Source organism: Burkholderia sp. AU30280 (genome assembly GCF_020420125.1).
GTDB lineage: Bacteria > Pseudomonadota > Gammaproteobacteria > Burkholderiales > Burkholderiaceae > Burkholderia.
On record NZ_JAIZRY010000011.1, the window covers coordinates 95,470 to 113,894 of the forward strand.

At 65.2% G+C, this 18,425-nt stretch carries 19 protein-coding genes, 3 pseudogenes and 1 other annotated feature; of the genes and pseudogenes, 5 read left to right on the forward strand and 17 right to left on the reverse strand.

The genetic code is table 11. From position 1 onward, the window contains the following. Positions 1-34: 34 nt before the first annotated feature. A complete protein-coding gene (locus tag LGN17_RS24400) occupies positions 35-1,180 on the reverse strand; it encodes a serine hydrolase domain-containing protein (protein WP_226198937.1) in 1,146 nt (381 codons plus the stop codon). Between the two features lie 351 nt (positions 1,181-1,531). On the opposite strand from LGN17_RS24400, the gene LGN17_RS24405 reads away from it, so the two are divergent. Continuing rightward, entirely contained in the window at positions 1,532-2,443 is a 912-nt protein-coding gene (locus tag LGN17_RS24405; protein ID WP_226198938.1) for a LysR substrate-binding domain-containing protein, read from the forward strand. A 102-nt stretch (positions 2,444-2,545) separates the two neighbouring features. Beyond that, positions 2,546-2,808: pseudogene (locus tag LGN17_RS24410) on the forward strand (IS3 family transposase); the annotation flags it as partial. A gap of 40 nt (positions 2,809-2,848) precedes the next feature. Here LGN17_RS24410 and LGN17_RS24415 read toward each other — a convergent pair. After that, positions 2,849-3,068, reverse strand: a pseudogene (locus tag LGN17_RS24415) (IS3 family transposase); the annotation flags it as partial. Beyond that, positions 2,912-3,029: a sequence feature (AL1L pseudoknot), on the reverse strand. It overlaps the preceding pseudogene by 118 nt. 131 nt (positions 3,069-3,199) lie before the next feature. Between LGN17_RS24415 and LGN17_RS24420 the strand changes: the two are divergent. From LGN17_RS24420 to LGN17_RS24430, 3 genes and pseudogenes are all read left to right on the forward strand, one after another. Then, positions 3,200-3,829, forward strand: coding sequence for a hypothetical protein (locus LGN17_RS24420; protein WP_226198939.1), 630 nt, complete (start codon positions 3,200-3,202; stop codon positions 3,827-3,829). 319 nt (positions 3,830-4,148) lie between these two features. Further along, positions 4,149-4,739, forward strand: coding sequence for a class I SAM-dependent methyltransferase (locus LGN17_RS24425; protein ID WP_226198940.1), 591 nt, complete (start codon positions 4,149-4,151; stop codon positions 4,737-4,739). A 74-nt stretch (positions 4,740-4,813) separates the two neighbouring features. Further along, a pseudogene (locus LGN17_RS24430) lies at positions 4,814-5,077 on the forward strand (alkaline phosphatase); the annotation flags it as partial. Between the two features lie 139 nt (positions 5,078-5,216). On the opposite strand, the gene LGN17_RS24435 reads toward LGN17_RS24430, so the two are convergent. The 15 genes from LGN17_RS24435 to gbpA form a co-directional block, all read right to left on the reverse strand. Then, positions 5,217-5,768, reverse strand: a complete 552-nt coding sequence (locus LGN17_RS24435; protein ID WP_175957079.1) for a cytochrome b — start codon at positions 5,766-5,768, stop codon at positions 5,217-5,219. Between the two features lie 161 nt (positions 5,769-5,929). Beyond that, positions 5,930-6,613: a response regulator transcription factor gene (locus tag LGN17_RS24440; protein WP_226198941.1), complete on the reverse strand. Its 684-nt coding sequence runs from the start codon at positions 6,611-6,613 to the stop codon at positions 5,930-5,932. Between the two features lie 12 nt (positions 6,614-6,625). Then, positions 6,626-7,093 (reverse strand): type II secretion system protein, encoded by a 468-nt coding sequence (locus LGN17_RS24445; protein WP_226199138.1) that lies wholly within the window; start codon positions 7,091-7,093, stop codon positions 6,626-6,628. Between the two features lie 52 nt (positions 7,094-7,145). After that, on the reverse strand, positions 7,146-7,541 hold the full coding sequence (locus LGN17_RS24450) for a type II secretion system protein (RefSeq protein WP_175957086.1): 396 nt from the start codon (positions 7,539-7,541) through the stop codon (positions 7,146-7,148). Further along, positions 7,516-8,004, reverse strand: coding sequence for a prepilin-type N-terminal cleavage/methylation domain-containing protein (locus tag LGN17_RS24455; RefSeq protein ID WP_175960344.1), 489 nt, complete (start codon positions 8,002-8,004; stop codon positions 7,516-7,518). The genes LGN17_RS24450 and LGN17_RS24455 overlap by 26 nt, the downstream gene beginning before the upstream one ends. Continuing rightward, positions 8,001-10,343: a secretin N-terminal domain-containing protein gene (locus LGN17_RS24460; protein ID WP_226198942.1), complete on the reverse strand. Its 2,343-nt coding sequence runs from the start codon at positions 10,341-10,343 to the stop codon at positions 8,001-8,003. Before LGN17_RS24460 ends, LGN17_RS24455 begins: the two co-directional genes overlap by 4 nt. After that, a complete protein-coding gene (locus tag LGN17_RS24465; protein WP_226198943.1) occupies positions 10,303-10,794 on the reverse strand; it encodes a hypothetical protein in 492 nt (163 codons plus the stop codon). Before LGN17_RS24465 ends, LGN17_RS24460 begins: the two co-directional genes overlap by 41 nt. Next, positions 10,791-11,345 carry a hypothetical protein gene (locus LGN17_RS24470; protein ID WP_226198944.1) on the reverse strand — a complete coding sequence of 185 codons (555 nt, stop codon included), beginning with the start codon at positions 11,343-11,345 and terminating at the stop codon, positions 10,791-10,793. Before LGN17_RS24470 ends, LGN17_RS24465 begins: the two co-directional genes overlap by 4 nt. Further along, the gene (locus LGN17_RS24475) at positions 11,342-11,872 is read right to left on the reverse strand and encodes a hypothetical protein (RefSeq protein WP_226198945.1); all 531 of its coding nucleotides are present in this window, start codon (positions 11,870-11,872) and stop codon (positions 11,342-11,344) included. Before LGN17_RS24475 ends, LGN17_RS24470 begins: the two co-directional genes overlap by 4 nt. Further along, positions 11,869-12,639, reverse strand: coding sequence for a hypothetical protein (locus tag LGN17_RS24480; protein ID WP_226198946.1), 771 nt, complete (start codon positions 12,637-12,639; stop codon positions 11,869-11,871). Before LGN17_RS24480 ends, LGN17_RS24475 begins: the two co-directional genes overlap by 4 nt. After that, complete coding sequence (locus LGN17_RS24485) at positions 12,620-14,254, reverse strand: GspE/PulE family protein (protein WP_226198947.1); 1,635 nt, start codon at positions 14,252-14,254, stop codon at positions 12,620-12,622. Before LGN17_RS24485 ends, LGN17_RS24480 begins: the two co-directional genes overlap by 20 nt. 58 nt (positions 14,255-14,312) lie before the next feature. Further along, a complete protein-coding gene (locus LGN17_RS24490) occupies positions 14,313-15,494 on the reverse strand; it encodes a type II secretion system F family protein (RefSeq protein WP_226198948.1) in 1,182 nt (393 codons plus the stop codon). A 2-nt stretch (positions 15,495-15,496) separates the two neighbouring features. Continuing rightward, entirely contained in the window at positions 15,497-16,009 is a 513-nt protein-coding gene (locus LGN17_RS24495) for a lytic transglycosylase domain-containing protein (protein WP_175957102.1), read from the reverse strand. Next, positions 15,984-16,424, reverse strand: a complete 441-nt coding sequence (gene gspG / locus LGN17_RS24500) for a type II secretion system major pseudopilin GspG (RefSeq protein WP_226198949.1) — start codon at positions 16,422-16,424, stop codon at positions 15,984-15,986. Before gspG ends, LGN17_RS24495 begins: the two co-directional genes overlap by 26 nt. A 271-nt stretch (positions 16,425-16,695) precedes the next feature. Beyond that, positions 16,696-18,156: an N-acetylglucosamine-binding protein GbpA gene (gene gbpA / locus LGN17_RS24505; RefSeq protein WP_226198950.1), complete on the reverse strand. Its 1,461-nt coding sequence runs from the start codon at positions 18,154-18,156 to the stop codon at positions 16,696-16,698. Positions 18,157-18,425 lie beyond the last annotated feature (269 nt).

Sequence of the window (18,425 nt, forward strand, 5' to 3'; positions counted from 1 at the left end):
AACGCTCCCTTGAACGCATGAGATCGGGCAGACCCTAGGCATACAGCGCATCGCGTATCCGGTTTGGATAGGCGCCGGACATGCCTTCGAACGTCGTGTTCGTCAGGCTGACGACGGTGAGACGCTTGAGCGGGTCGATGAACCAGTTGTGGCCATAGACACCTCCCCACTGAAGCGTGCCCGGTGACTGGGGGGAATCCGATGCGGCGGCGTCCGACAACACGGCCCACCCGTAGCCGAAACCCCAGCCGGGTCCCTGCGTTCCGGCCTGCGGACCGACATGGTCACGCATCATGTCTTCGACCGTCGAGCGTTGAAGGATCGGCGCGCCGCCTTTGCGGATCACTTCAAGAAATTGCAGGATGTCGCCTGCCGTACCCGCCATGCCGCACCCGCCTGACGGGTAGGAATCCTTGTAATGAATTCGACTGGGCGCATAGCGAATGGCGTTTGCATAGGCGGGAACGATCGATTCGTCGGTCATGGCGACGGGATCGGGATGGCCGTCGACATACGGTTTGACAAGACGCCTGGATTTGTCGACGTGGAACGTGAGATCGTCGAGGCCGAGGGGGGATGTAACGAGCCGGTGCATCGCGTTCGGAAACGACTCCCCGGTGGCGCGCTCAATCACCGCGCCCAGCACGTCCAGTCCGAGCGAGTAATTCCATCGCTCGCCGGGCGCGAAGCGCAGCGGAACGCTGGCCAGTCGCCGCAGGTTTTCGTCGAGACTCAGGTTGGGTTGATCGAGCCCGTCGGAAATGTCGGCCTGATCGTAATGCCCGCCGGCCACGTCGAGAAAGCGATAGCCGAGCCCGGACGTATGTGTCAGCAAGTGCCCCAAGGTGATGTCCGGCGCGGTGCCGTCGGCAAGACGCGGGCGGAATTCGGGCAGGTATCGTGTGACGTGATGATCCAGCGCGATCACGCCGCGTTCCACCAGAACCATGATCGCCGCACTCGTCAGCGGTTTGGTGACCGAAGACAGGCGAAAGATGGCGTCTTCGCTCATCGGCGTATTCGTCTCCCGGTCAGCCAACCCCGCCGCCCGGCGATAGACGGTCTCGCCGTCGATCGCCACCATCAGCACCGTGCCGAGCACGCGTTTGTTGCGGATTGCATGATCGGTGACGGCGTCGAGGCGACGAGTCAGTTCGCGGCGATTGAGTTGATCCGGCATCTGAAAAGGTCCTTGTCGGAGAGCAGGCGGTTTGTGGTCGTCAGGCAGATGCGTCTGGATAGGGCTTCCTTGCGGAACGGGCATGCGCGACGAGCCGATGTAGTGGGACAGTCTAGAGCGGGGTACATGACGGGAGGAAGTGCCGCTCACGCGAACGATAAGTTCGAATTTTTGCAACGAACTTGCGATGAACCGCCAATGCGCGCAGCGTCCGATCGCCGCCGCGGTATGAAATCGGACGAGCTTGAACCTGCGCGTCGAATTATTGCTGCATCGATCGAGTCAACTCGGGATCGATGATTCGGATCACGATATGATCACGCCTGATGGAACCCGGAGCCACGCAGAGATATGCTGAATCTGAACGACGTCTATTACTTTGTGCAAGTGGTGGAGAACAAAGGCATCACGGCGGCGGCGCGCGCACTCGGCATGGCCAAGTCAAGTCTCAGCCGGCGCATCCATGGGTTGGAAACGGCGCTCGGCGCCCGCATGATTCAACGCACGTCGAGAGGCTTTGATGTCACGGAAGTCGGCGAGGCCTTTTACAAGCATGCGGTTGCCATGCTGATCGAGGCGGAGGCGGCGGAGAACGTGGTGCGACAGCGGATGGCGGAGCCCAGCGGGATCATCCGCTTCTCGTGTTCGGTCGCGACGGCGCAGCTGCTGCTCGCCGACCTGATTCCCAAATTCATGATCGATCATCCGCATGTGAGAATCGTTCAGCATGCGTCCAACCGGCAGGTCGATCTGCTTCAGGAAGGATTCGACCTGTGCCTGCGCGCGCACGTCGACCCGTTGCCGGACTCCACGCTGGTACAACGGGTGATCGCGCAAGCATCCTGGCACTTGTTCGCGGGGCCGGACTATTTGCGGAGCAGGGGCGTGCCCGATACGCCCGCCGATCTCGCATCGCACGACGGCATAGCGTTTGGCGGCATTCAGGATGTGAGCGAATGGCGCTTGAGTCATGCGGCGCGCCCGGATCAGGTTGAGACCGTGCCATTCAAGGCGCTGCTCTGCAGTGACGACATGACGACGCTGAAAGCTGCGGCCTGTCACGGCATGGGCATTGTCGCGTTACCCGGCTACGTGGGGCGTTCGGAGGTGGGGCGGGGGCAACTTGTGCGCGTCTTGCCGGACTGGATCGCGGGCCGGTCGACAATCAGCCTCCTGATGCTGTCGCGACGCGGATTGCTGCCATCGATCCGGACATTCGTCGACTTCTTGGCGGAGCAGGTGCCGATCGCCGTGCAGTGCTGAGCGTGTGTCGCTATTCCACACGGCTCGGATGCAAGCGCGAATGGCGTTGCGGTAGCCGTGCGATTCGAGCCCACATACCCGGTTAGTATCGCGTTACGACCGGGGCGGCAGGCGAGCGCAGAACGCGTGCGTCGCAGCCCGCAACGCCAGGGACTACGCCCGGTCTTCAAGCGCCCGTTTCGGGTGACGACGGATTCGACACACACCGCCTGCCGGTGGCGCCAAAATTGTTCGATCGGCGCGTCGCCGGCAGGTCGATGTCCGGGCGGATCAGCGCGGACCTGATCTGCCAGGCGTTGTGCAGCGCGCACTGGCAACGCAAAGCACGACCAGGATTGCCGCTGCGCTCCAATCGCGGCGCCCAAGGCTGATTCGGTCGCCCAGCGTTGAACTGTCAGTTGACCCGTTCCGGCGGGCGCGGCGTTTGGACAGATTCCGAAGCCGTGCGGCATGGCGTCGGTAGCCCGACGGGACAATCCGCAAGACCTTGCAGATCGGCTCGACGCCGAAGGTGTCGCGATGCCGATCAATGGAGGCCTTCAGGACTTGAAACGGCGGTCGAGCTCAGCCTGGTCGAACACCCGCTCGCCAGCTCGAGGATCTCGTTGGTACGGTGCAGTTCCTTGAATCCGAGCCTCCACAAAAACCGGTGTGGTTCAGAGTGAATTCTTGTGACCCGGTATCGTCTGAAGCTATTGTGGCGGACGTAGGAAGCGAGTCGATTTAGAAGAATCGCGCTTAAATGGACGGGTACACATGCATGAATACATCAGGATTGTTTCGAATGCGGTGCGTCGGATGGTGATAATGCCAAGCTATCGAGTGAGCGCAGTGATGCGCCTTTGTGCCGCCGCATTGGCGGCGCAGGCTTTGGTAAGCGGTAGCGCACATGCGGTGAACAATGAGATGTCGTCGAGGCAATGCGAACCGCCACTCGCGCAGCGTCTGACGCGGGCTGCGCTCGCATCGCCCGACGCTGTTCTACGAGATGGTTCTCTCTACGGCGTACAACGTTGGACCGTAGCGACACGCGCTAGCTATCTCGGCCTGGAATTTCCCGGATTGCTATCGTGCGCGTACACGGTGAGCGCTATCTTCCGGGCTGCATGCCATCCGATCGGCAATCTTGCTTCAGTCTCGGCTGTCGATGCGACGTTGTCCCGCTGGCCGAAGGTTACGAAGATCGAAGATCTTCAGCCCGGTGATGTGGTGTTTTGGCGACCACGACGCACGGGCATGTTTCGATGCCCTAACACGCATTGGCACGTTGGTATCGCTGTCGGAAATGGCCGTACAGTCGACAACGACTGGTGGTCGGGAATGCCGGAAAAACATTCAGTCAGCCGGCTATGCCTGACTTTCGCCTATGCGCGTCGAGTACCGTAATCGTGTGTAGGCGTTGTGCGCAGGATGTATGGCAGACCAGGATCGTCGGCGAGCGCGATCCCGCGCACTTCCGGTAGCGCATCGATCGCTGATCGCGCATCCGGCGGCCGATCCGGCACGAATTGATCAGCGGAATCAGGGACAATCTTCACGTCGCCTTAAGTTTGCGTTTCCTAGAATCGATTTGAACGTCGCTCTTCCTGCGGCGGACCGCCTCGCCCAGGAGGATGCGCATGCCAAAGCCCCGTGTCGCCGTAGTCCTGTTCAACGAAGCCGTCGGCACGTCGAGGCCGACAGCGCAGCCGCGGGAGGGCCGCCCATGATGTGGCCGAACGCGTGGCGTGTCTCGGCACTGTTCGTGCGCGAGTGGGTCGGCCGTCCGGCCGCGGTGGGCGCGTTGTGCCCGAGTTCGCGGCAGCTGGCGCGGGAGATGGCCGACGCGGTGCCGGACGGCGACGGGCTGGTCGTCGAGCTCGGCGGCGGCACCGGCGCGATCACCGCGGCGTTGCTCGAACGCGGCGTCGCGCCACGGCGGCTCGTCGTGGTCGAGCGTTCGCCGGCGTTCGTCCGGCATCTGCGGCGACGCTTTCCCGGCATCTCGGTCGTGTCGGGCGACGCGCGGCAGCTCGAGCGGCTGCTGCCGCCCGACGCGCGCGTCGACGCGATCGTGTCGTGCCTGCCGCTGCGCACGCTGCCGCGCCAGGACGTGACGGCGATCGTCGACCAGTGCCGTCGCGTGCTGTCGGCCGACGGCGTGATGATTCAGTTCACGTACGACCTGCGGCCGCCCGGCCGCCATCCGTTCGGCGATCCGGCATTCGTCGCCTGCGGCAGCCGGATCGTGTGGGCAAACATACCGCCCGCGCGCATCGTGACCGTGCGCAGGGTCACTGCCGAACACGCGGGCTGATGCCGCTGCGAGCGGGGCGCCCGGTCGTGGCGCCTCGCCGTTGCCTTTCATCAATCCTTCGAATTCTTTCAATCGACGGCGTCGACGTGCCGATGGGCGGGGGCCGCAACCACTGGACGCCGTTCGATCCGGTGGCCGACAAGCGCGGGCGCGCGGACGGTCGCAACCTGCTCGACGAGATGAAGGAGGAGGGCTACACGGTCGTGGCCGCGAAGGATCGGCTCGCACAGGCCGGCAGCGGCAAGCTGATCGGCCTGTTCAGCTCGATGCGCCATCTCGAGTACGAACTCGACCGGGTGGCGGGCAAGGATGCCGACGGCAATACCTACACGACGCTCGTGTTCGGCAACGGCGCGAACCGCCGCTTTCGGCCGTCATTCCGTTCGCCATAAGGCCTTCGTTACCGTACTGGCTGGTTGCGCCACGCCTCGTCGCGGTTCCTTGCCTTGATCGGCGAGGCGACCGGCCCGATCGTTTTCAAAGCATGCGCTTCAGGACATCGTTCTTCGACACGAAATGATGCTTCAGCGCGGCGCCGGCATGCGCCGCCACCAGAGCGGCCAGCGTGTAGCAGGCAACCTTGTGCAGTGCGAACCAGTGCTCGGTAATCGGGCCGGCGGAGAACGGCGTTTTCACGAATACCGTCCAGAACAGCCAGTACCCTTCAGGCACCATCATGTAGCCGCTCACCAGGACGACGGCGATCAGCGCGTAAATGAGCGAATGGACCAGATGCGCAATCGCGCGCTGCTTGTCCGGAATCGAACGAATCTCCGGCGGCGTCCTGCGGAAGAACGACCACAAATACCGCAGCGGAAACAGGACGATCAGGCACGTCGCGAGCGACATGTTGAGCGTCGACACGAAAGCCCAGATCTTCGGGTGCGTGATGAAATGAAGCGAGATGCCTGCAACCATCGTATAGAGAATGATGGCCGCGAATACCCAGTGCAGCGAGCGGGAAAGCCGATCGTATCGGTCGACGCTCGGCGAGCGGCGCCATGTGTGTACCTGCGAAACGGAAGACATGATTCAACATCCTTTATCTGTTGCCGACCGATTGATCGGCATGACTCAAAGATGAGAATTATCTTGGCCGCGTTGCAGGATGCAAAAGAACCTGAACGATTTCTAAACCCCCGCGACCGTCTCCATGACGGCCGCGGGAACCAAGCGGGCCCGCCGGCGGGTCAGGTCCGTTCGAGCCGGTACCCGTAGTTGTATATCGTCGAAATGATGAGCCCGTTCTTCGGCCGCAGTCCCAGACTCTTGCGCAGCGTGCTCACATAGGTGGCCAGCGTCGCGTCGTACTTGCGGTCGATGACGCCCCATATCTGCTTGATCATCATGTCCTTGGACACGATCTGGCCGACGCTTTCGAACAGCATCAGCGCGAGATCGAATTCGCGCTGGGCGAGTTCGACCGGCTCGCCGTCCACGGTCGCGACATGCCTGCCCGTGTCGAGCGCGAACTTGCCGACCTCGACGAGCTTCGGTCGCCGGGTTTCCGGATAATATTTTCGCACCTGGGCGCTCACGCGCGCGATCAGCTCGCGCTCTCGAAGCGGTTTGACGAGATAGTCGTCGGCGCCGTTGTTGAGACCGAAGACGATATCGTCCTCGCCGTCGTGCTGCGTCATCATGATGATCGGCAGCGTATCGGCGAACGATTCCCGCGCCCATCGCATCACGTCGATGCCCGACATGCCGGGCACGTCCCAGTCGAGCAGCAGCACGTCGACACGCCGGGAACGCACCAGCTCGACAAAACTTTCTCCATCGTGACGCACCTCGATCTCGTAGCCGGCCTTCTCGAGCCATCGGGCCACGACGCCCGCCTGCATCACGTTGTCTTCCAGGATTGCAACGATCATGTCGTTTCACTCTCAGTGTGCCGCCGCGCCCGTCGACGTGCCGGCTCCGTTCGCGGAGCCGTCGCCGGGCACTGGCGGCAAATATGCAAACGTCCATTCGCCATACGTGTCGCGATCGCCGAAGGCCTCGTAGCGGACCGGGAACCCCTGGCGTTTCAGCGGCCGGCCGGACGCTTCGCTGAACACGCCCATGATCCCGCCGTCCGGCGCTTTCACGAGCCCCCAGGAAGTCGAGCCGGTCAGCGGGTCGGCATACAGGCGCCGCAAATGCCGCTGCGTCGGCAAGGTCCGGCGATCCTCCAGCAGGGCGTCGAGCGACGCCGGATAGCGGTTCTGCCCTGCGGCATTGTAGTAGCTTGCGATCGCCGCGCGAAACTGGTCGCCGACGAACAGCAACTGGGCTTCGCGGTCGCGCTGCTGAACGGTGCTCCAGATGCGCGCTGCCTGGGTCATTCCCAGGCCCAGCGCCGCGACGAGCATCAGCACGCCGAGATACGCGATGCCGCGTTGAGCGCGTGGACGCCGCCGCAGGTTACCACGTCTCATAGCCGCTTCCGTCGAGTGCGCGGCCCTTCGCGCCGCTCTTCACGTCGGCTACGCCGCCGGCGTCTCCGGCCAGCAGAAGCCACGAATTGCGTTTGCCCGTCACCGGGTCGAGCGGCACTTCGCGCAGGTAGCGATTGGCGACGAGCGTGTCGAGCGAATCCGGGTTGCGACCGTTATCGGCCCGGTAATCGTCGATGGACTGTCGCAGCGTGTTCAGGTTGTGGCGCAGCACCGTTTCCCTGGCGCGGTCGCCCTGTTTCAGATAGCCGGGCGCGACGAACGCGGTCAGCGTCGCGATGATCGCCATGACGACGAGCAGTTCGATGAGCGTGAAGCCGGCGACACGCCGCGCTCGCCTACCATTGGTTGTACGGGATGCCATTGAGGCCCTCCTTGCGATTGGTCGAACGAATGTCGAATACGTCCTCGCCGGACGAAAAGGATGCGGGATCGCTTGCGTAGCTGCGCGTTTCCCACATCTCGTCGGCCGCCTTGCCGTCGCATTCGCACATCGGATCGGCGGGAATCTTGCGCAGGAAATACAGTCGCGCGCCGCCCGGAGACGTCTTGTCCTCGACGCCTTCGACAAGCGTGCGCAGGTCCGGCGGATAGCCGCTGGCGTCGGCGCTGCGCTCGACCCGTCCGTCGTCGGCCGCGGCCTTGTACGCATCGAGCGCCGAACGGATCACGACCAGCGAGCGGCGCAACTCGGCTTCGGCGGCGCGACGCTTGACGAGATCGGTCAGCGGCAAGGCCACCGTTGCGAGCAGCGCAAGCAGCGTCAGCGCGACCATCAGTTCGATCAGCGTGAAGCCGCGCGCGCGAACGCGTCGGCGGGCGATCATGCGAAGCCCTCCGCGCGCGGCAGCCACGCCGGCGCATCGGCTTGCAGGGTCGCGCCGGGCAGGCCGTCGCTCCGGACGGAGGCAACGAAGGACACCAGCGAGCCGATCAGCGAGCGCAGCATGGCCACCAGCCCGGGCTTCGCCGATGCGGGCGCTGCGGGTTCGAAGCGCGAGTCCGCCTTGGCGACGGCCTCGGCCGTCGACGGCTGTGCGGCCGGAGCGGCCGTCTGTCCGTCGAGCGCAGGCGCGACCGCCGACGGCCGGGCGGCCGCCTCCGCGCGCACGCGCATCATGCCGCCGCCATGCGCACCGCGCTCGCCCGCCGTGTCTTTGGCGGCGCCGGGCTCGCCGGCCGGACGCGCATCCGCATCCGTCTTCGCTTTCGTTTCCGCATCCGCTTCCGGCGCGCCGTCGGCGACCTTGTCCGTATCCGGTTGCGCGGCGGGTACGGTCGGCTCGATCGAAGCATCGAGGTCCGGGCCGCTCGTGGATACCGTCCGCGCGGGTACGGGCGCGGCTTCGAGCGTCAGCGCCTCGGTCGTGATGCGCGCCTCCGTCCCGGACAGGAACGTCGTGACCGCCGACGTCGGCAAGTCGAGGTTGCGCTCGATGTGCGGCGTGATCAGCAGCACGATTTCCGAGCGCTCGTTGCTGCGGGCGTTCGAGCCGAACAGCCGGCCGACGACGGGCAGGCCCGACATGCCGGGCAGCCCCGAAACGTTCTCGATCTCGTTGCGCTTGACCAGACCGGCGAGGATCTGCGTTTCGCCGTTTCTCGCGGTCATCAGCGTTTCCGCATTGCGCGTCCCGAGTGCATAGGCGACCAGGCCGGTCTTGGTGGTTTCCTTCGACAGGATGCTGCTGACTTCCATGTTGACCTTCACGCTGACCTCGTCGTCGAGGCTGATGCGCGGCTCGACCTTCAGCATCAGGCCGACGTCCTGGTAGCTGACCGATTCCGTGACGACGCCGTTCGCATTCGTGGTCGTCACGATCGGCACGCGTTCGCCGATCTTGATGTTGGCCTTCTCCATGTTCCGCACGCGGATCTTCGGATTCGCGAGCGTCTTGGTCTTGCCCTGCTTCTGCAGCATGTCGATCGCAAGCGACAATGCGCCGGATTCGCTCGATACGCCGATCCGGTCGCGGTTCACGCGCAGCAGGTCGCCGAGCGTCAGCACGGCGCCGTCGACGCCGCCGAGCGCGCCGAACTGAATGCGGCCCGGATACTGGACGCCGAGATCGACGCTGTCGTTCATGTTGACTTCCAGGACCTGCACGTCGAGCGTGACTTCGGACTGCGGAATATCCAGCCCCATCACGACGCGCTCCGCAACCTGGATCGTTTCGGGCGTGTCGCGCACGACAACCGCGTTGACCCGCTCGTCCACGTAGATGTCCTTGGGCTTGATCATCTGGCGCAGCGCGGCCATCACCGATTTCGCGTCCGCGTGCGACAGGAAGAACGTCCTGAGCGCGAACTCGGTGTAGTTGCGGCTTTTCTCCGGCTGAGACGGGTAGACGAGCAGCGTGTGCTTGTCGAGCACCTTCTTCTCGAGCTGGTTCGTGCGCAGCAGCAGGTTGATCGCGTCCTCCGCGGTGGTGCGCTCGGCGAACATCGTGGCGGGCTGGCTCGTATCGACGTCGCGGTCGAACACGAAGTTCACGCCGGACACGCGCGAGATCACGTCGAAAATGGTCGACATCGGCTGCTGCTTGAAATTGAGCGAAACCGGTTTGCGCAACGCGTCGGACAGTTGCGGACGCACCGGCCGGCTCGCCTGCGACGCGCGCAACAGCGAATCGCGCAGCCGCTTGGCCTCCGCATGGTTCGGCTGCTCGGCAAGAATGCGCCGGGCGATCTCCAGCGCTTCCTGCGGTTGTTCGCCGCGGATGCGCTGCGCGCGCGACAGTTCGATCGCCATCTGCTGGCGGCTGGCGACCTGCTCGAGTTCCTGGCGGGCGCGGAGATTGCCGGCGTCCTCGGCCAGCACGTTGTTCAGGTGATCGATCGCGGCGGCGTGGTTCCCCTGCGTGCTTTGCCGCTCGGCGGCCTTCAATTCGGCGCGCACGTATTCCTGCCGGGTCAGCTCGACGGACGTGGCGATCCGGATATCTTCCGGTGCGATCTCCTTCTGCCGCTGGAGCGTGCCGAGGCGTTCGGCAGGCGTTCCGGCGTCGGCCGCGGGGGCGCTGAACGGGGTGCTCGCGCAGCCCGCCAGCGCGAGCGTCGAGACCAGGAGTAATAGACTGACGGTACGTTTCATGATGGTGTTCGATAAAGGTTCGATTCGGAATTCAAGGGGTCGGCGACGGAGGCGAAAGCTCGACGTCCGCACCGTCGCGGGTCATCACGACCGGGCCCGTTTCGCGCAGCGTCTTCAGCCGATAGCCGTCGGCGATCTCGGCGCCCGGCAATACGGCGTCGCGGACGCCGCAACGGCGCCCGCACAGCAGAAAGGTCCGGCCGCCGCCATCCAGCACGACAATGCGTTGCCCCTGCTCGCGCCATTCGCCGGCGATCTCGAACGGCGCCGAAGGCTCGGAAGGCTCGGAAGGCGCCGGCGCGGTGTCGATCGGATCGGCCAGCGCCGGCGCTTCCGCTTCGGACACGCGGGCTTCGGCGAGCGCGCTGGCAGACGCATCTTCTGCGCCGAGCGATGCCCAGTTCTGGGCCGGAAAAACGTCGACGACGCGTGGCTGACCGGCGATCTCGTCTGCAAGGGTGCCGCTCGCGGCGACTGCGACGGCCCATGCCGCCGCCAGTCTGAAAAGGGATCGGGGCATCATGTGTCGGGCCCCAGCAAGCTGACCCGAAGGTCGATGTTGACGATGGGGCTGTCGATCTTTTCGCGTTCGATGACGACGCTCTCGATGCGCACCATCGGCTGGTCGGCGATCGTGCGCATCGCGTTGCGCAGCCCGGAGTAGCTGCCGCTCATCGCCATGTTGATCGTGAGCCGCCGCAGCTTCCCCTTCACTTCGGCCTCGCGTCGGTAGGTGGCATGCTTTCGCTCCAGGCCGTTCTGCGACAGGATCTCGAACAGCGAATACGCCTGCTCGCTGTTGCGCAACTGCTGGACGTCCCGCAGCGTCATGCTGCCGCCGCCCGCCTGCGGGCCCGGCTTCGGCAACGCGGCCAGTTCCTTCGCGAGCGCATCGCGCTCCGCGTCGAGTCGCGCGCCGTCCGGCTGCAGGTAAAGCGCGTGCAGGCCGAGCAGCCCGACGACCGCGCCGGCCGCCAGCAGCCCGGGTACGCGCAGCTTGCGGGTCGCCGCGTAGGCGCCCCAGCGCAAGCGCGCGGCGAGCGCCGTCGTGTCGATGGCTTTCAGGTTTGTCATGGGTGTTCGATGCTCAAGCTGAAATGAAAGATGCTCTTGCCGTCCTCGATCTTCGTCCGATGCTGAAGCAGGCCGATCTTGCGGTCCGGATGACGGTCGTTCAGGCGGTCGACGAACAGGTAGATATGCGACAGATCCGCGGCGCCGCCTTCGATGCGCGCCTCGCGACCGGCCTTGTCCACCGTCAACGACTTCAGCGCGATCTGCGGCTTCCACGCGTGCTCGATCCAGTCGACCACCGACAGGCCCGAGCCTTTGTCGCTCATCTTCTGCTCCGCAAGCACGCGCTCGATGCGCCGCTGTTCCGGCGTTTTGGCCTTTTCCCGCCGCTGTTCGCGCTCGATGACGCGCTGCCGCTGCTCGATCTGTTTGCCGATTCGGTCGACGTCGTCGCGAAGCGCATCGACGCGGGTCCATTCGCTGCCGGCGAACATTCCCGCCGCCAGTGCGCAACAGAGCGCGAAGCCCGCCCACGGCGTGACGCGCGTGCGCGGCGCGGTGAAATTCAATCCCGTCAGGCGCTTCATGCCGGTTCCTCCGCTGCGGCGCCCGTCGGTTCGACGCCGGTGCGATCCGGCGATGCGCCCGCCGCGTTGCCGCCGGAGAACATCGAGCCGTCGAACCGGCTTGCATACGTGTCGCCGCCGGCCGGCTGCCCGGCGATCAGCGCCGCTGCGGCAAACCAGTCGTCGGCGCGCTCGCCGGCGTGCGGCAACGTGACCACGTCGCGCCATTCGCCCGAGCGCCGGAAAATACACGTCACCACGTGCGGCTGGCGCAGCGCGAAACTGAAATCGTCGCCGCCCAGCCGGGCGGCGTGTGCGTCGAGCGACGCCGACAGCGCGTCGCGAAAACTCGCGATCCGCCAGCCGGCCGCGCGGCTCGCGTCGACGAGCGCCGTGAGGAGCGCGTCGCATGCCGCCACCGCGAGGCGCGTGCGGCCGCGCCGCTCGTCCTCGATGAGGATGCGCAGCGCGCCGCGTTGCGCGCGGGCGGCGAACAGCATGCGCGCGTACGCTTCCCATGCGGCGTCCGACACCAGACCTTCCTGCCAGGGCAGCACCACGCCGTGCGACCACGGGTGCCCGACGATGACGTGCATGCGATTGCACATCGGCAGGCGCGCTTTCGGCAGACCGGCAAGCACGCGCGCGAGCGCGTCGGCCGGCCGGCCTTCGTGCGCGACGACCTCATGCGGCGCGTCCGCGCACGGTGCGCGGCGGCCCTCGTGCACCCAAACGCTCAGCGTATCGGCGTCGATCAGCGCGGTGACGTCATTCCAGAGCGATCGCACGCTGCACCTCCTGAAATGTCGTCATGCGCGCGCGCACCGCCGCCAGCCCCGCATCGCGCATCGACTGGTAGTCGGGGCTGTTCTCGAGCGCGTGGGCGCGCTTCTCGACCGAGCGTTCGAGCAGCGCCGCCTTCAGCGGCGCGTCCAGCGTCAGCACCTCGGCGAGCCCGATCCGGCCGTGATAGCCGGTGCCGCGGCACGTGTCGCAGCCGCCGCCCGGCACCACCTCGCGCCGCAGCGCGTCGAGCGACGCGCCGGCCAGATCCGCGCCGTCCGTCGCCGCGTCGCCGCAGCTCGTGCAGATCCGCCGCACGAGACGCTGCGATACGACGCCGTTGAGCGCCTCGAGAAAAGTCGACGGCTCGACGCCCATGTAGATGAACCGGTCGATCACGCTGAAGCCGTCGTTCGCGTGCACGGTCGACAGCACGCGGTGGCCGGTGAGCGCCGACTGCACCGCGATCGACGCGGTTTCCTCGTCGCGGATTTCGCCGACCATCACCGTATCCGGATCGTGCCGCAGAATCGAGCGCAGCCCGCGCGCGAACGTCAAGCCCTTGCGCTCGTTGACCGGAATCTGCAGCACGCCTTTCAGCTCGTATTCGACCGGGTCCTCGATCGTGATGATCTTGTCGTCGCCCGTGTTGACCTCCGACAGCACCGCATAGAGCGTCGTCGACTTGCCGCTGCCGGTCGGCCCCGTCACGAGCATGAGCCCGTAGGGACGATGCGCGAGCGCGCGCACGCGGCGCGCGGTCGGCGCGTCGAAGCCGAGCACGTCGAGGCTCACGCTGTCGCCGCGCTGCGACTTGTCGAGCACGCGCATCACGGCGTTTTCGCCGTAGGTTCCGGGAATGATCGATACGCGGAAATCGATTTCGCGCCCTTGCATCACGACCTTGAAGCGGCCGTCCTGGGGCACGCGCTTTTCCGCGATGTCGAGCGCGGCGAGCACCTTGAGCCGCGACATCGTCTGCGTCGCCGCTTCGACGCCGGGAATGTGACGGATCGATTGCAGCACGCCGTCGATCCGATAGCGGATCGCGAGGCCATCGGCCGCCGATTCGAGGTGAATGTCGCTCGCGCGGCTCTGCAGCGCGTCGTACAGCGTCGTGTTGACGAGCCGGATGATCGGACTTTCGTCCTTTGCGATGCTGGCAAGCGAGATCGATTCGGTGACCTGCGCGAGCGTCTCGCCCGGCGCATCGATCGTGACGTCGTCCATCAGGCGCTCGTTCGACTCGATGTCGCCGAGCACGCGCTCGACTTCGCCGGGTACGCTCATCGCGACGCCGACGGGCTTCGCGCCGAAGCGCGCGAGCAGCTCGTCGCGCACGGTGCGCGCGAACGGGTCGGCGACGACGATGCGCGATGCGCCGTCGAACTCGATCGGCAGCACGCGCAGCGACAGCGCGTCGTGCAGCGGCAGCAGGTCGAAACGCGTCGGCGCGGCACGCAGCGTGTCGGCGTCGACCGGCTCGATGCCGAGGCAGGCCGCCACGTCGGCGAGCCGAGTCGCGTCGGCACGCATCAGATCGTCCACGTACTGCGCGAATCCGGCGCCGGATGTACCGGACTCCGTCTGCCAGCGTTCAATCATGTGTTGCGTATTCATTGTGCATTCTCCAGTAGGGAGGTGGGATCGCGTCGCCGATGCGTCATCGCGCGGATCGTTATCCGACGCTGCCGGCCAATTCGAAGATCGGCATGTAAAGCAACAAGACCACGGCGCCGACCGTTGCGCCGACCGCGAGCATCAGCACCGGTTCGAAGATCTTGCTTATCATTTCGATGGACCGGTCGAGCGCGCCGTCGTGGAACTGCGCGATGTGTTCGCACATCCCGCCCAGATCGCCGCTCTGCTCGCCGACGCGCAACAGGCGCTCGGCGACGGACGTCGTCAATGCGTGGGCCGCGAACACGGTCGAGACCGGACGTCCGGCGCGCAACTCGCTCAGCGCGGCCGCCAGGCGCGGCCGCAAGTGCTCGGGCAGTACCTTGCCCGACAACTGCAGCGCTTCGATCACCGGCGTGCCGCCGGCGATCAGGAGTCCGACGGTCCGATAGAAGCGGGTCAGCGCGAACAGCGCGCAGATGTCGCGCACCTTCGGCGCGCGCCACATCGACCGCCGCGCCGCGCGCTTGAAGGCAGCCGAGCGCAACGTCAGCCCCGCACCGACGAACGTTGCGGCGACCGCCAAACCGACCGCCGCGCCGTGCTCGCGCAACACGGTCGCCCACCAGAGCATCGCCTGCGCGGTCGGCGGCAACTCGGTCAGCGACTCGAACACCACCGCGAAGCGCGGTATCACGAAGAAGGCCATGAACAGCAGGATCGCGATGCCGACGCCGATCACGACAGCCGGATAGATCAACGCGCCGGTGACCCGCTTGCGGATCTGCTCGATCCGCACTTCGTATTGCTGGTAGCGTTTCAACACGACCGGCAACTGGCCGCTGCCCTCCGACGAGGCGATCGTCGCGACGAGCAGTGCGGGAAATATGTCGGGCTGCCGGGCGAGCGCCGCGGAAAACGGCTGCCCCTCGTACATCACCGACAGAATCCGGTCGATCACGTGCTTCGACGCCTTGCCCGCGTCGTTCTTGTCGCGCAATGCCTCGAGCGCCTCGATCAGCACGAGGCCCGCATCGAGCAAGGTCGACAGTTCCTGCAGGAACAGCGCGAGCGCGAATTTCGCGGCGCGCTTCCGGCCGCCGAAGCGCACGCGGCGGATATCGAGCACGGCGCCGCCCTGAGTCGCGATCCGGGCTCGCACATCCGCCTCGCTCGCCGCCTCGATCGTCTGCTGCGCGACCTTGCCGTCGACGAGCACCCGTATCCGAAACGATTCCATGGCTACCTCCGCCACGCGTCGAGCGCCGCCATGCTGGCGCCGCGATCGACGGTAAGCGCGCGATACTCGCGCCAGACCTTGGTCGCATACGATTGGCGCGCCGGTTTGCGCTTCTCGGAAGAACCGGCGTTGTAGGCGCCGACCGCATTCCAGGTATAGCCGTGCCGTTCGATGAAGCCGGCGAGAATCGATGCGCCGGTATCGATCGACGTGCACGGTTCGTCGATCAGGCGCTTGCGCGTGACGCCGGTCTTGATCAAGCGCGGCAGATGCGAGCTGTTGATCTGCATCAGGCCGATGTCGTAGGTGCCGTTCCGGTTGTAGTTGATCGCATCGGGATTCAGCGACGATTCGACCTTTGCGATTGCGACGAGCAGGAGCGGGTCGATACCGTGCCGCTCGCCGGCCTGGGTGAAACAGTCCTTGGCCGCGGCGCCGGACGCGCATGCGACGAACAACGTCGCCGCGACGGTCCAGCGACGCAGACCCTTACATGCCATAAACGAGGTCCGCATCGATGCCACCCCCTCCTACACGACCGTCCCGCCCGAGCGACACGATCTCCGCCTCGCCGTCGCGGCCCGGGACGTTCCACTGATAGGCGCGCCCCCAGCCATCCTTCGGCACGGCCTTCGCGAGATACGGGCCGCTCCATCCGTCGACGTTTTGCGGCTGCTTGACCAGCGCGTCGAGCCCCTCGTCGGCGCTCGGGTAGCGGCCCGTATCGAGCCTGAACTGCGTGACGGCGTCGCCGAGCGTCTTCATCTGCGACTCGGTCGAGCGGACCTTTGCCTTGTCGACCTGCGAGAAGAGCTTCGGGCCGACATAGCCCGCCAGCAGTGCGATGATCAGCAGCACCACCAGCAGTTCCAGCAAGGTGAAGCCTCGCTGGCCTCGCCTGTTCTTCCATTTCGGAGTATTCGTTTTCACGTTGTATGCCCTCGGTTGAAAATCCGGCGCGATGCGCGGTTGGGAATGTCATCTCGTTTCAGATGACGAATTGATTGGGCGCTTTCCCGGATACGGACTCGATCGAGTCGAAGCGCCTTTCGATAACGCTGTTTTTCGAGCGTGATGCAGGCGCAGCCGGTTTCGAAAGGGCAGGTTCGACCTGCCCGAAACGCGCTGCGCATGCATCCGTCGGCGACGAACGAGTCGCACGCCTGGCGGCGTGCGGCTCGAACGAAGCCTCTCGGCGTCCTTACTTGCTACATGCGCCGAGGTCCTTCCAGACCTTGCCGGTGTGGTCGGCGCCCGTCGTCGCCGGCGAGCCCGGCACGTCGTTCTGGGTCCACCAGCGCGCCTCGTAGGTACGGCCGTCGTGCTGCACCTTGGCGCCGCCCGTATAAGCCGTGCCTTGCTTCCACGCCGCCTGGCACTGCGCGCCTTCGCCGCCGCCCGTTCCGCCGGTCAGCTTGAACGTGACGGTTTCCTGCTTCAGCGTGCCGCCTTCGATCTGCGACGTCGCCACGGCCGTATGCGCGCCCGCCTTCGCATTCGCGATATCGACGCTCAGGTCGCCCTGCATCCGCATCGTTGCCGACTTCGAGCCGACCATCGAATTGGCCGCGTCGTAAACCTTCACCGTGACGCTGGTGTCCTTCGAATGGTTGAACTTCAGGAAGAACTTCGCCGTCGCCTTGCCGTTTTCGATCTTGAATTCGGGGTTGTTCGTGATGCTGAAGTTTTCGTCGATGCCGGATTCCGGCTTTTTCTCGACCGTCGTTTCCGTGCGCACGATGCCGCTGCCGCTCTTCGCGAACACGTCGTTCGCGCCGAGCGACGGTTCGATGCGCCCGTCGCGCTCGATGCCGGCCAGCAGATTCGCCGATTGCACGCGGTTGATTTCCTTCGCGAGCAGCATCGGCCACATGTTGCGTTCACCCTGTTCCGCCGTGCCGATCGTGACGGTCGTCTTCATCGACGGCACTTCGCCGCCCGACTTGAACACGCGGTTCATGACCTTGTCGCCGGCCTTCAGGTCGACGGTCGGCGCGATGTTGCCCACGGACGACCAGCTCGGCTTGCCCGGATCGGTCGGACCGCCGTCCGCCTTGATGTTGAGATCCGCGACGTTGTAGAACATGCCGGCCGTGTCGCCGACGTGCCACGTGCTCAGCATGACGTGATGCCCGGTCCGGTCCGACGGAATCGTGCAGCCGTGCGGCCCGATCTCATCGGCCTTCTTCATGCCGCCGTCGATCGTGCAGAACGGCGTCAGGTCGAACTGGTCGCGCGTCAGCGGCAGGTTCGGATTCCAGCCCTGCTTCGTCAGGTAGTACTTGAACTCCTTCGTCACGTGCGGCGCGGTAAACGTCCATTTGAACTGGTGCGCGCCCGACTTGATGTCGTTGGTCTTCCAGCGATCGACGGATTGCTCGTTGAGTTCGCTGAACTGCACGACGCCGCCGCTCGCGATCTGCCCGTCCGGCGCGCCTGCTTGAGGAAAGCCCTGCTTGCCCTCGACGCTCTGCGGTTCCCACGTGACCGAGCCGCAATTGAAGTTCGACGCCGGACCCTGCTTCGAGCTGCACATCAGGTTGCGCGACGGCGGATCGGAGAGATAGCCGTGCGCGATCGCATGTTGTGCGAAGAACATGGAAGCGCATGCAACCAGCGGCGACAGTTTGAAGAGCGTTCGGTTCGCGGTGTGTTTGTTCATGGTGTGTAGGTGATTGATCGTATCTGGCGATACTGCTTTCGTAAGAGAGGTTGATCGGTGCCTGCGTGAGGCCCGGCGTATGTGCGTCATGCATCGACTGGGATGTGACACGGGTTGCAGTTTCCGCGAGCGTGATCGGGCCGTGAATCTTCTTGAGCGATTCATCAAGAAACCGGCGTCTGGCACCTTCGGGGCCGGCATTTCTTGAGACATCCTTCAGATTGGTTTGCGCGAGACGGCGGGTAAAAAACAATACGAAGGTCGATTCA